The following is a 12,368-nucleotide window of genomic DNA, read 5'->3' on the forward strand; positions in this document are numbered from 1 at the left end:
TTTCTCTGACTTGAGCGAAAATTAGAATAGTTTAGCCAATATAGTGAAATTTAATCAGTATTTACTGCTTATTCGGGTTTAACCAAGGAATAAATCATGGCAAAAGTTATAGCCATTGCCAATCAAAAAGGTGGAGTAGGCAAAACCACTACCGCGATTAATTTAGCTGCTTCTTTAGCAGCAAATCGACAACAGGTTTTACTGATTGACTTGGATCCTCAAGGCAATGCCACTATGGGTAGCGGTGTCGATAAAAGCCAATTGGTTCATACAACCAATGATGTGTTACTGCATGATTGTCTTGCAGGACAAGCATGCCTCGCCACAACCAGTGGTTATGATTTAATTCCAGGCAATGATGATTTAACCGTGGCTGAAGTAAGTTTAATGGAGCGTAATCACCGTGAAACCTTTTTGTTTAAAGCACTGCAGCCTATTCAAAATAATTATGATTTTATCTTGATTGATTGCCCACCCGCTTTGAATACGCTGACTATTAATGCTTTTGTTGCTGCTGATTCTGTGTTGATTCCTATGCAATGTGAATATTATGCACTGGAAGGGTTAGCTGCTCTTCTTTCAACAATTGAGCAAGTTAAAGCCTCTGTAAATCCTCGTTTACATCTTGAGGGTCTGTTACGAACCATGTACGATGCTCGTAACCGATTGTGTTCTGAGGTATCAAAGCAACTCATAGAACACTTTCCAAGTAAGGTCTACAGAACCGTAATACCGCGTAATGTCAGACTTGCTGAAGCACCAAGCCATGGATTGCCAGCTTTACATTATGATAAAACATCACCAGGTGCAGCAGCCTATATGGTACTCGCTTCCGAGTTGATAAATAAACAGACTGTAGCAGGATAAATGGGGTAATTTATGACAACAAAACGTAGTAGTTTAGGGCGTAACTTATCCGCGTTATTAAGCCAATCAAGCAGCACGCTTTTAAATGAGAAACCGCAAGTCGAAAGTCTCAAGCTCGCGGTCGACTGTCTGCAGCCTGGAAAATATCAACCCCGTGGTGAAATGGAAGAAGCGCCGCTAATGGAGCTTGCTCAATCAATTAAAAAACAGGGCTTGCTACAACCTCTTTTGGTCCGCGAACTAAGTGATGGCCGCTATGAAATCATTGCCGGTGAACGTCGTTGGCGTGCCAGCCAATTAGCTGGCCTGACAGAAGTTCCAGTGATTTTGAAGCAAGTTGATGATGAAACAGCGATGGCTATGGCATTAGTTGAAAATTTACAACGTGAAGATCTGAATGCTATGGATCAAGCACGTGCCATGCATAGGCTCACGAACGAGTTTTCTTTGACACATCAGCAGGTGGCCGATCTTTTATGTAAATCAAGAGCCGCTGTAAGCAATTTCTTGCGATTATTGGCTCTATCAGCTGGAGTCAAAAAGCTTTTAGAACATGGTGATTTGGACATGGGACATGCTCGCGCTTTACTCATGTTAGAAGAAGAACAACAAAATCAAGTGGCTCAGCTTATCATTGCCAAAAACTTATCTGTACGTGAAACTGAGAAATTGGTTGAGCGCATTAAATTAGGTAAAACAAAAGAACAACAACCTCATAGCGATCTTTCGCTCGTTTATCATGATCAATTAAAAAATATCTCCCAACATTTACAAGCTGCAATTAAACTTAAACCTGGAAAAGCGGGTAAAGGTTCATTAGTTATTCACTATGATAATGAACACAGTTTACAAAACATCATTGAACAGTTAATCGGTGCATCTTAATCATTTTACCTCAATTTGACGTTATGCCCCGGATGTAGCGAAGTAAATTTCCGGGGCAACAAGAACAATTCGATTGTGATGAGTATTTCTATAGCAACCAATTAAGTTATCCGGATCTCGCTTTCAATTCTTATTTTAAATTTAATCTATTGCTTTTTTTGATTTAACCAATAAGAATACACTGTACTTTCGATCACTACAGGAACTAATGATGAAATTAGAAAAAAAGGATTTTCCAAAAGAACTGCAAAAAAATAAATTTTTTACAGCTATTCCAGAAGATAAGGTAGCAAAGTCTATTCCTACTATGAGAGCGGTCATTATTGCTGATATCGAGGACCTAGAAGAAGTTGAATCAATCACTAACCGTTGCCCCTAATTTTGGAACATATTTCGATTTCGAAGGATATAGATTGGAGCGCTTTATCTGCTATTCCAGAGGATGGTGTAGCAGAAAAATTACAACAAGCGTATCAAAACCGATTTATTAATAACTTTCTTGCAGTTATTGACTATGCAGAGCAAGTGCTTGCTGAAGAGTATAACGACACTAAACAGCAATTTTTTTCACTCAAAAAAGAACCGCCTCGATTCATATCCCCGAAACTGTATATGTCCTATTTTAAATTACGTCAAGCAATGGAACAGGATGATGTATATACAGTAAAAACCATCATTTCTTCATTAAATGGGATAAACGCTCGAATTTCAACGTGCGCAATTGAAGCCGGACTTACCAATAAATTGGAGCTTGAGCTTTTTAATGAAGAAGTTCTGGTGTCCTTCGGACTGGATAAGTTTAAGGCATCAACTCCAAATACGCTAAGTCTTAATACGTTTAAAAATAGTGTATTACAAGCTCTTACTTTAATTAAAAACGCCGATCCTATATTTACTCAAGAAATTCAAGCATTAGTTGCGAACATTTATTTGGTAGAGAGTAATACAAATGTCGGGGCAACCTCACCCAAATTTTTTGGTGCTATTTATGCAACATTACCCCCTGACAAATTCCTGACCAATCGAATCCTATTACTCACTGACAATATCGTTCATGAAACGTCCCATTTATACTTAAATGCCATAATGATTCATGACCCTTTGATATTAAATGACCCCGATGAGCTTTATACCTCACCATTACGAAAAACCTTACGCCCAATGATTGGTATCTATCACGCAGCATTTGTGCTAAGCCGAGTCATTCGAGTTTTAAAAAGAATCTTGCATTTGAATTTGCACTCAGAGCAATTTTTTAATCAAACAATAATAGATGAAACCCTGAGGGTTTATGAAGATTCTTACCGTATTATTGATAACCATGCACAATTTACTGAGCTTGGAAAACGTATCCACGAATCCACTCGTGCTTGCCTATCCATAGTTTAGCGTCCCATAGATTTACAATGAATTCCTCATTAAACAAAGAATACGTAGTTGTTTTGGTACTCTCTTATCAGGAACTAACGAAATGTACTAGCGTATGAATTATCTTAAAAGTCCTACATTAAATTTTGAAAGATGTCCAATATTTATACTACAATTAAATTATAAGCTGGTTATGTTGCTTGGAGAACGCAATGTTAATTCAGCCCGTTCAACCAGTACATGTTCTAATGAAGATTGGCGAGATTGAATATATAGGCCAACTACTTAGTTTATCCGAAGAAAGCCTGGAATTAAGGTGTGAGGAATATATTGAAAAGGAAATTGAAGTTTCCTTTTTTGCCAAACATTTTCGCGGTCAAGCAGTTATCGAAGAAATTCAATTCGCTGACTCATTTTTTACCTATCAATTAACGATTCAAGAAATTCAATTTCAACCTGGTTTATTGATTAATACACGTTTGTGAAGTTCTACGCGAACAATCCTAGCGAAGTGCAGTGAACTTGAAATTGGGTTAACTATGAAGAAATCCCGGGTTCGCTTTGCTACACCCGGGTTACATTTTATATCGATTGATTTATAACCAATAAACAAAGACAAACAAGAACAACCAGACCACGTCTACAAAGTGCCAATACCAAGCAACACCTTCAAAAGCAAAATGCCGCTCTGGAGTAAAATGACCAAGCTTGCAACGAACTGCGATAACAATTAGCATAATTGTACCCAGGGTCACGTGCAAACCGTGGAATCCGGTTAACATAAAAAATGTCGTTCCATAAATACCAGAAGATAAAGTTAAATTCATCTCTGTATAGGCCTCATGATATTCATAGGTTTGTAAGGCTAAGAACAACAATCCCAATGAAATGGTTAAAACCATACCGATAAGGAGCTGCTTTTGCTTTCTTAGTTTTAAAGCCCAGTGTGCCCAGGTTATAGTGACTCCAGACGTCAATAAAATAAGCGTGTTCACTGCGGCTAACCCCCAGGCTCCCATTCCTTCATGGGCCCCAGCAAAAGCTTTGTTATTTGGGTTAACTAAGACAGGCCAATTTGCACTAAAATCAGGCCATAATGTAAAGTGGGTAATTGGGTGTACTTCACCGCCCAAAAGAGGAACTGACCACAGTCTGGTATAGAACAAAGCACCAAAAAAGGCACCGAAAAAACAAACTTCAGAAAAAATAAACCAGCACATTCCCCAACGAAATGATCTATCAACTTGTTCGTCATAGACTCCTTTCGAGTTTTCATAAATCACTTGGCCAAACCAACCAAATAACATAAAAATCATGATTCCCAGACCAATAGTGAATATGTAGGGTCCGTACCAATCATTATGAAGCCAAGAAGCAGCTCCTACAAGAGTAGTAGTTAACCCACATGATGCGACCAAAGGCCAATGGCTTGGCTTAGGGATATAATAAGTACCATGTGCTCCCATTATATTTTTATCTCCTGTAATTAATAGGGCCTATTTAGAATTCGCTAGATTGAGCCTTAAGGCTTTGTTCTTGAGCATCAAAGCAAAAAAATCAAACCCTTACGATCAAGGTAGTAGAATTGAAACAGGCATTAATCTGTTTTGACACGCCTCTGATAATCGGAAGCGTGTAACCTACTAAAATTGCCAACTTACATGACTACCCTACGACTATCGCCCAGTTGCCTTCAATCAGGATCGCCAGGTTTAAGCTAACCTTTATCCGTTACATCAAATAAAGTATAAGACAAAGTAACTGTATGCACTTTTTCGGGTAAATCAGCATCCAAATGAAATAATAGAGGCATATTCATTGCCTCGTGTCCATTTAAAGTTTGTCGTGTAAAGCAAAAACATTCAGTTTTTTTCAGATACTTAGCAGCAATTCCAGGTGTAACACTAGGTATTGCCTGTACTGTCATCGGATGATCCGTTTTATTTTCAGCATAAAATGCAAGTTTTGCTATTTCGCCCGGATGTACCGTTATTTTCCGAGTTTTGGGATAAAATGCCCAAGGTACTCCACTGTTATTTGTCGCAACAAACTCAACCGTGATTTCTCTCTTATTATCGACTTTCGCTTTAGCTGCATCATAGGCTACCGCTTCAGGATTTGTTTTTCCATTAATACCCAATGACTTACATAAACTATTATAAATAGGCACTAATGCAAATCCGAAAGCAAACATACCCAGCACAAGACCGGATAAGATAAGAAGTAGTCTGTGATGCCCTTTTTGTTTATTCATACAACAAACCTATAAATCGAGTTTGGGAGGAGTGGTAAAAGTATGATATGGAGGTGGTGAAGGCAACGTCCACTCTAAACCATATGCTCCTTCCCATGCTCTTCCAGCAGCAGTATCTTTTTTAGTACCTCTTTTTCTAACCGTGGCAATCACGTTATATAAGAATAAAAGTTGCGTAAAACCAAAGATAAATGCACCAATTGAAGAAATCATATTAAAATTAGTAAATTGCAATGCATAATCAGGGATCCTTCGTGGCATACCTGCCAACCCTAAAAAGTGCATTGGGAAAAACGCCACATTTACAGAAATAACAGATAACCAAAAATGCCATTTCCCTAATAGTTCATTATACATATGTCCAGTCCACTTAGGCAGCCAATAATAGGTGGCTGAAAATAGAGCAAAAATCACACCTGGGACTAGAACATAATGGAAATGTGCTACCACAAAGTAACTATCCTGGTACTGGAAATCTGCGGGCACCAATGCCAGCATAAGACCGGTAAACCCACCTATGGTAAATAGAAATACAAAAGCTAACGCAAATAACATGGGGGTCTCAAAAGTCATAGAACCTCGAAACATAGTACTTACCCAGTTAAATACTTTAATGCCCGTTGGAACGGCAATGAGCATGGTGGTGTACATAAAAAATAATTCTGCACCCAACGGGATGCCGGTAGTAAACATATGGTGCGCCCATACAATAAATGACAATATCGCAATACTGACCGTTGCATACACCATAAAGTAATAGCCGAATAATGGCTTACGACTAAAAGTGGGAATAACTTCGGATATCACACCAAAAGCAGGCAATACAAGAACATATACCTCAGGATGTCCAAAAAACCAGAATACGTGTTGGAAAAGGATCGGATCACCACCACCTGCAGCATCGAAGAAGCTGGTGCCAAAATGACGGTCAGCCAACATCATGGTTACGGCTCCAGCCAATACGGGCATGATAGCGATTAACAAAAAGGCAGTAATTAACCAAGTCCATACGAACATCGGCATTTTCATTAAGGTCATGCCTGGTGCACGTAAATTTAAAATCGTCGCGATAATATTAATCGATCCCATAATGGATGAAATACCCATCATATGAATCGAGAAAATCATAAAATCGGTACTGGGAGGAGCATATTTGGTAGATAAAGGAGCATACATGGTCCAACCGAAGTTAGGGCCACCTCCAGCATGAAATGTTGTTGAAATTAATAAAGTAAACGCAAAGGGTAATAGCCAAAAGCTCCAGTTGTTTAATCGGGGTAAAGCCATATCTGGAGCACCAATCATCATTGGAATTTGCCAGTTTGCCATTCCGGTAAACGCAGGCATTACCACACCAAATAGCATGATTAATCCATGCAATGTTGTCATTTGGTTAAAGAAATTAGGATCAACAAAACGATGACCAGGCTGAAATAACTCTGCTCGAATAACTAGAGCCATACCACCTGCCAAAAAGAAGCTAATCATTGCAAGCCACAAATAAAGCGTGCCGATATCTTTATGGTTTGTAGTAAACAACCAGCGTTTTATAAAGCCTAAGATGCCTTTACCCTGTTCTGGACCATGATCATCATGTTTTTCATCGTGCGCTAATGTATAACTACTCATTGCAAACCTCCAGCTTGAACTTTATTAACCATGGTTGGTTGTTGATTAGCTTTCTGACGTTGTGAAGCAACTTCCGCGGCTTGAACCACATCATTAGTATTGTTATTCCAGGCATTACGTTCATAAGTCGCAATCGCAGCTATTTCTTCATCGGTAAGCTGATCTTTATAAGGTTGCATTGCAGAACCAGTAATACCATTAAGTATTATATCCAGGTGCCGTGAAACAGGATGCCCTGTTGCCACTGAACTAGCCTTGAGCGCCGGATACATTGGTGGAATACCTTTTCCATCAGGTTGATGACACGGAGCACAGAATTGGTCGTATTTTTGTTTTCCAAATGCTAGTAACTCATCTCGGGTCATCGTTTTCTGACTAGGAGCATTCGCTTCTTGATTCGCATACTGATCTTCTTTTTTTGTTTGCGCTGCGACCCATTTATCAAACTCATCCTGACTGACCGCCTCAACTACTATGGGCATAAAACCATGATTCACTCCACAGAGTTCCGCACATTGACCTCTATATGTTCCTGGTTTGTCTATTGTCGCCCATGCTTCATACATAAATCCGGGTATCGCATCACGTTTAATACCTAACTCTGGAACCCACCAAGAGTGAACCACATCATTTGAAGTCACTAGAAAGCGAATTTTTTTATTAACAGGTACAACCATTGGCTTATCTACTTCGAGTAAATACCACTCATTCTTTTTTTGTTTATTTTGAATTTGTGCAAAAGGTGTAGACAGGGTACTGAAAAAACTAATTCCCTGATCAAGATATTCATACTGCCAGCGCCATTGGTAACCTACTATTTTTATTGTTACTTCGGATTGATTTGTATCATCCATGCGGATTAAAACCCGTGTAGCAGGTACTGCAAGTCCAACAAGAATTAAGAAAGGAATGATCGACCATACAATTTCTAATCGAGGATTATCATGAAATTTGGCTGCCTTATATCCTTTAGATTTTCTATGATGGATCATGGAATAAATCATCACACCAAAGACAACGACTCCGATAATGGCACAAACAGCCATACATACCATATGCAGGTAGTATACGTCTTTGCTGATCGGAGTAACCCCTCTGTGCATATTTAACTGCCAAAAATCCGCAGCAGCGAATAGTGGTCGGCTCGCAACCCAGGCCCCTAGCATCGTTAATAATCTACAGATCTTTAACCTGTTTAACATCCCCATTCCTCGTCTTGTCAAGAAAGCCAGTTTAAGCTGGCTCCAATTTAGTTTTATATATTTTTAATTTGGTCTCCCCTACTCGATGTAGGGGTTCTTGTTCAGCAATACGACACTACCACAATGAGTAATTTCCTTCAGTTTTAGATTTACTAACCATGTATTTAACTGCCTCGATTACTTCATTCGTGGTGCATTGATTACAGCCACCGTTTTTCGGATGATCTTTCCCATGTACAGTGTTTTCAATCAATACATCCATATTTTTTGCAATCAGTGATTTCCATGCCTCTTGATCGCCAATTTTAGGTGCACCATCTTTTCCATCATTATGGCAAGCTGAGCAATGCTCGTTATAAACGGTCTCCCCACTTGCAGGAAATTTTGCAGCGCCACCTGACTTGAGATTTATTAATTCGGTACGAGTTAATGACTCATTTAATATGTAATCCACAGCTGAAATGATGTCGTTATCAGAGCAAGTGACGCAGGCACCTTTTATAGGCATCGAATTATATCCATCAATGGCATGGCGATATAATCCCGTTAAACCGCTATTCTTTAATCGCTCGTACCAGCTCGGTGAACTCCCCAGCAATGGAGCACTCATCACGCCGTCTTGATGGCAAATGACACAAGCAGTGAAATAAACTTGCTTTCCGCGATCCAACGATGGTGGATCATTAGAAGCAGGTAACCCTAGGGGTTCTTCACTTACTACTGTTTTAAGGTATGTAGCTACAGCCATTCTATCTGCATCAGTTAAATACATCATGCTGTTATGATTTACTTCAGCCATAGGCCCTGCTACAGGACCTGCATTATTGAGAAGCTTATTTAATTTGAATACATCAGCGACTTCCTGATGAGTTCCTGACTCCAATCCATACTTTGTAATGTTTGGCGCCCAATATCCATCAATAAATCCACCCGTCAAATAATATTTATTTTTTGGTGCACCGAATACATTTAACGGTGTATGACACATACTGCAATGGCCTAAACCATCAACAATATATTTCCCACGATTCCACTCAGGAGATCTGCCTTTTTCATATTGAAATCCATGTCCTTCAGGGAAAAAGAATAATAAATTCCAGCCCCAAAGTGTAAAACGAGAACCTGGAACATTAAATGGGAAAGGCAATGATTTGTTCGCTAATTTAACCGGAGGCAGACTCATAAAATAAGCATACAGGGCACGTGCATCATCATCCGATATTTTAGAAAAATAAATATATGGAAATACCGGGAAGTAGTTTCTACCTTTTGGATCTCGACCTTCTTTAAGGGCGCGAATAAAGTCTTTTTCAGTCCAGTTACCAATACCAGTTTCTTTATCTGGAGTAATATTGGGACTATAAAATGTTCCAAAAGGAGTATCTATTGGTAATCCACCTGCATACGCAGGGGTGCGTGCATTAACATTGGTATGACAGGAAATACAATCTCCCATCTTTGCCAAATACTCTCCACGCTGAATTAAATTCTGTTGTTCACCGCTCGCTGGAGCAGTCGGTGGATAAGCAGGATAATATCCATTAATAATTGATAATTTCTCTTGAGCAGGTTCATTTTCTGCATGTAATAATTGACCTGCTAGGCCAAGCACCGCCACAGTTGCAGTGACGATTAGCTTTCTTAGTAACAAAGAGCCCACGCTCCCTCCTATTTGTTCTTATTTTGTACGCTTCTCTTGCGGAGACAGAATAATCGACGCATTTTATACTCCACAATGCATAAGTTGCAATGTTATAATCGCTATCTTTGATTATTTTTATATTGTGATTATGTTTGTTTATCTTAATGGCTTACTTTTAGGCTTATCTTTGATTATTGCCTTAGGGCCGCAAAACATTTTTTTGATTAAACAAGGTGCGCAAAAAAATCACGCGATGCTCTCCGCTGTTATCTGTTTTATCTGTGATTTTATTTTAATTTGTTCCAGTATTACAGGCTTACATGAATTGCTCCAACTTCGCCCTGTTCTGCAAATCTGGATGATGGTGTTAGGTACTGCTTTTTTACTTTTTTATTCCGCAAAAGCGCTAGCTAGTGCGCTTTCCAAATCATCCGATGCTGAAGAAAGTACATCTCACCAACCCCGTAACAGGACTCAAATCATTCTCCTAGCCTTAGGATTTAGCATTCTTAATCCACATGCCATTATTGATTCTCTAGTCATTATTGGTGGTGGCAGTAGTGGATATCCCGATCAAGAACATATTTTTCTGCTAGGAGTACTCACATCAAGCTTGATTTGGTTTAGTTCATTAACATTCACTGCGCGATATTTTTCTGATGTTCTGACCAAAGCAAACGTATGGAAAGGAATCGAATTACTCAGTGGTTTATTGATGGCTTTTATAGGTATTAAACTCGGAACAGACAGTTTGAGTTTAATTTCAGAATTAATTGGAAAGTCGATGTGATAGAAAGGGCCAATCAGTGTGTCGCCAATTGACCCAGTGGAATGACACATAGCAAGTCCAACCTCGCAAAACGAATATCTCATAACCATTTATCCATGTCAACCAAAGATAATGTAACAAAAACCGTTCCCATTGTTGTTCGAACATACTTCAGTTAAACTCAAACTTTTATAAATATTGAGCAGTACATGTTTTACGGCGATACCATTCAAGATACGAGACAAATGTTTTTTTCCAGTTGGGAAAAATACCAGCACAAAAAACTATTATCACCTTTAGAAAATCAGATTGTTCAAGTGATATTGGCTCATCCCGAATATCACAAGATGCTTGAAAACCAAAATAAATTTCAACAGCAATCTTATTTTGCTGAAGCTGGAGCCCCTAATCCCTTCCTGCACATGGGACTACATCTTGCGATTAGAGAACAGATAGCCACCGATCGCCCGGCGGGCATTAGTACAATCTTTCAGAATTTAATCAACAAATACCATGATCCATTAACAGTAGAGCATTTAATGATGGAGCAATTAGCTGAATGCTTGTGGCTTTCGCAAAAAAATAATCGGCCTCCTGATGAAACTAATTATCTACAAATATTAGAGGGTCTTTAACGTAGCTTTATACCCTCATCCCTACATGGGAGAGGGGTAATTTTTCCCAAAAGGAGAGACAGAGGATGTTTTCCTAATATCCCATCTCCCCGGTAGGGAGAAGGTGTCCATCAGGGCGGATGAGGGCGTTTCAGCTTAACATTTAATCTAATCCACTCTCCCCATCAACAATTCAGAGGAACGTTCTCTGTGCATTAAGTCCTCCTGCTGTTCCATTTGATATTCAAGGATATCTCCAGGCTGACACTTTAGATAAGAACAAATTGCTTCCAATGTCGCAAAGCGTATCGCCTTCGCCTTGCCATTTTTTAAAATAGACAAATTCGCCTCAGTAATCCCTATTGCCTCTGCTAACTCCTTAAGCCTGCATTTGCGTTTTGCCATCATGACATCTAAATTAACAATAATCGACACGTGCATATTCCTTAAATTGTTAATTGGGTTTCTGATTTCAGCTGATGCGCTTCTTGAACAATCCAGGAAGCAACCAAAATAATAAACGCTGTAATTAAAGTAGATAAATTCGCTGAGTTCAAGGTAATGCTGGCTATACGTTCGCCTTTAGGATTATTAAAAGTAAGCGCGGCCGTCATTAAAGGTTGATAAAATAGTTGTACCAACTCACCAAAAATCATAAAAATACTTACCTGTTTAATTAATTTGATGTTTTCTTCTTCAAATAAATCCCCTTTTTCAAAAAGCCCAAATAGCCTAGCTAATTTATTGCAGATTAAAATAGTAATCGTCATCGGCATCCATTCAATCACCAATAAGATGCTTCGATGCAGCCAAGAAAAATGTGATGGATCACGAATTTGTTCTGCAGAAATCAAAGAAGACCAAGCGCCAATATAACACATCCAATCAAACTTAAATAAAATCAAAACAGAGGTAGTTAATGGAATAAACCAACAAAGACTACGGAAAAGCAGATAAAGTATATGACTTGTATTTTTTATTTTTTGCATGATAAATATCCTTTAGTGTGTGTTCGGCAAGATTAAACCAATTATTATTGTTTTACAATAAATAAATATTAATTTTTAGATATTATTTGTTGATTAAGGATCAAATCAAACTAAGTTGCCAAACCCAACCAAACACCGGTGACTAATCC

Annotated in this window: 14 protein-coding genes; 7 read left to right on the forward strand and 7 right to left on the reverse strand. The window is 38.8% G+C overall.

The features are described 5' to 3' along the window. Positions 1–96: 96 nt before the first annotated feature. From ACWTEW_RS09455 to ACWTEW_RS09475, 5 genes are all read left to right on the forward strand, one after another. Complete coding sequence (locus ACWTEW_RS09455; protein WP_454781435.1) at positions 97–867, forward strand: ParA family protein; 771 nt, start codon at positions 97–99, stop codon at positions 865–867. Between the two features lie 12 nt (positions 868–879). Next, positions 880–1,752 (forward strand): ParB/RepB/Spo0J family partition protein, encoded by an 873-nt coding sequence (locus tag ACWTEW_RS09460; protein ID WP_454781436.1) that lies wholly within the window; start codon positions 880–882, stop codon positions 1,750–1,752. Positions 1,753–1,960: 208 nt separating this feature from the next. Then, complete coding sequence (locus ACWTEW_RS09465) at positions 1,961–2,131, forward strand: hypothetical protein (RefSeq protein ID WP_454781437.1); 171 nt, start codon at positions 1,961–1,963, stop codon at positions 2,129–2,131. Positions 2,132–2,133: 2 nt separating this feature from the next. Beyond that, entirely contained in the window at positions 2,134–3,141 is a 1,008-nt protein-coding gene (locus tag ACWTEW_RS09470) for an aKG-HExxH-type peptide beta-hydroxylase (protein ID WP_454781438.1), read from the forward strand. A 191-nt stretch (positions 3,142–3,332) separates the two neighbouring features. Beyond that, positions 3,333–3,605 (forward strand): hypothetical protein, encoded by a 273-nt coding sequence (locus ACWTEW_RS09475; RefSeq protein ID WP_454781439.1) that lies wholly within the window; start codon positions 3,333–3,335, stop codon positions 3,603–3,605. A gap of 111 nt (positions 3,606–3,716) precedes the next feature. Here ACWTEW_RS09475 and ACWTEW_RS09480 read toward each other — a convergent pair whose 3' ends face one another. The 5 genes from ACWTEW_RS09480 to ACWTEW_RS09500 form a co-directional block, all read right to left on the reverse strand. Continuing rightward, positions 3,717–4,586 carry a cytochrome c oxidase subunit 3 gene (locus ACWTEW_RS09480; RefSeq protein ID WP_454781440.1) on the reverse strand — a complete coding sequence of 290 codons (870 nt, stop codon included), beginning with the start codon at positions 4,584–4,586 and terminating at the stop codon, positions 3,717–3,719. Between the two features lie 251 nt (positions 4,587–4,837). Beyond that, the gene (locus ACWTEW_RS09485) at positions 4,838–5,374 is read right to left on the reverse strand and encodes a cytochrome c oxidase assembly protein (protein WP_454781441.1); all 537 of its coding nucleotides are present in this window, start codon (positions 5,372–5,374) and stop codon (positions 4,838–4,840) included. Positions 5,375–5,383: 9 nt separating this feature from the next. Continuing rightward, positions 5,384–7,003 (reverse strand): cytochrome c oxidase subunit I, encoded by a 1,620-nt coding sequence (gene ctaD, locus ACWTEW_RS09490; protein ID WP_454781442.1) that lies wholly within the window; start codon positions 7,001–7,003, stop codon positions 5,384–5,386. Continuing rightward, positions 7,000–8,205: a cytochrome c oxidase subunit II gene (gene coxB, locus ACWTEW_RS09495; protein WP_454781443.1), complete on the reverse strand. Its 1,206-nt coding sequence runs from the start codon at positions 8,203–8,205 to the stop codon at positions 7,000–7,002. The genes ctaD and coxB overlap by 4 nt, the downstream gene beginning before the upstream one ends. Before the next feature lie 115 nt (positions 8,206–8,320). Further along, positions 8,321–9,865: a c-type cytochrome gene (locus ACWTEW_RS09500; RefSeq protein WP_454781444.1), complete on the reverse strand. Its 1,545-nt coding sequence runs from the start codon at positions 9,863–9,865 to the stop codon at positions 8,321–8,323. Between the two features lie 130 nt (positions 9,866–9,995). On the opposite strand from ACWTEW_RS09500, the gene ACWTEW_RS09505 reads away from it, so the two are divergent. Together ACWTEW_RS09505 and ACWTEW_RS09510 are read left to right on the forward strand one after the other, a co-directional pair. Beyond that, positions 9,996–10,637, forward strand: coding sequence for a LysE/ArgO family amino acid transporter (locus tag ACWTEW_RS09505; RefSeq protein ID WP_454781445.1), 642 nt, complete (start codon positions 9,996–9,998; stop codon positions 10,635–10,637). Positions 10,638–10,825: 188 nt separating this feature from the next. Continuing rightward, positions 10,826–11,251 (forward strand): DUF1841 family protein, encoded by a 426-nt coding sequence (locus tag ACWTEW_RS09510; RefSeq protein ID WP_454781446.1) that lies wholly within the window; start codon positions 10,826–10,828, stop codon positions 11,249–11,251. A gap of 147 nt (positions 11,252–11,398) precedes the next feature. On the opposite strand, the gene ACWTEW_RS09515 is transcribed toward ACWTEW_RS09510, so the two are convergent. Both ACWTEW_RS09515 and ACWTEW_RS09520 read right to left on the reverse strand, forming a co-directional pair. After that, on the reverse strand, positions 11,399–11,665 hold the full coding sequence (locus ACWTEW_RS09515; RefSeq protein WP_454781447.1) for a helix-turn-helix domain-containing protein: 267 nt from the start codon (positions 11,663–11,665) through the stop codon (positions 11,399–11,401). A gap of 11 nt (positions 11,666–11,676) precedes the next feature. Further along, positions 11,677–12,219 carry a DUF2975 domain-containing protein gene (locus ACWTEW_RS09520; protein WP_454781448.1) on the reverse strand — a complete coding sequence of 181 codons (543 nt, stop codon included), beginning with the start codon at positions 12,217–12,219 and terminating at the stop codon, positions 11,677–11,679. Positions 12,220–12,368 lie beyond the last annotated feature (149 nt).

Source organism: Legionella stuttgartensis (assembly GCF_977063405.2).

Excerpts from the sequence above, each read along its gene's own strand:
- ACWTEW_RS09455 (WP_454781435.1), top strand. The coding sequence starts at position 97 with ATGGCAAAAGTTATAGCCATTGCCAATCAAAAAGGTGGAGTAGGCAAA.
- ACWTEW_RS09460 (WP_454781436.1), top strand. The coding sequence starts at position 880 with ATGACAACAAAACGTAGTAGTTTAGGGCGTAACTTATCCGCGTTATTA.
- ACWTEW_RS09465 (WP_454781437.1), top strand. The coding sequence starts at position 1,961 with ATGATGAAATTAGAAAAAAAGGATTTTCCAAAAGAACTGCAAAAAAAT.
- ACWTEW_RS09475 (WP_454781439.1), top strand. The coding sequence starts at position 3,333 with ATGTTAATTCAGCCCGTTCAACCAGTACATGTTCTAATGAAGATTGGC.
- ACWTEW_RS09480 (WP_454781440.1), bottom strand. The coding sequence starts at position 4,586 with ATGGGAGCACATGGTACTTATTATATCCCTAAGCCAAGCCATTGGCCT.
- ACWTEW_RS09485 (WP_454781441.1), bottom strand. The coding sequence starts at position 5,374 with ATGAATAAACAAAAAGGGCATCACAGACTACTTCTTATCTTATCCGGT.
- ctaD (WP_454781442.1), bottom strand. The coding sequence starts at position 7,003 with ATGAGTAGTTATACATTAGCGCACGATGAAAAACATGATGATCATGGT.
- coxB (WP_454781443.1), bottom strand. The coding sequence starts at position 8,205 with ATGTTAAACAGGTTAAAGATCTGTAGATTATTAACGATGCTAGGGGCC.
- ACWTEW_RS09505 (WP_454781445.1), top strand. The coding sequence starts at position 9,996 with ATGTTTGTTTATCTTAATGGCTTACTTTTAGGCTTATCTTTGATTATT.
- ACWTEW_RS09510 (WP_454781446.1), top strand. The coding sequence starts at position 10,826 with ATGTTTTACGGCGATACCATTCAAGATACGAGACAAATGTTTTTTTCC.
- ACWTEW_RS09520 (WP_454781448.1), bottom strand. The coding sequence starts at position 12,219 with ATGCAAAAAATAAAAAATACAAGTCATATACTTTATCTGCTTTTCCGT.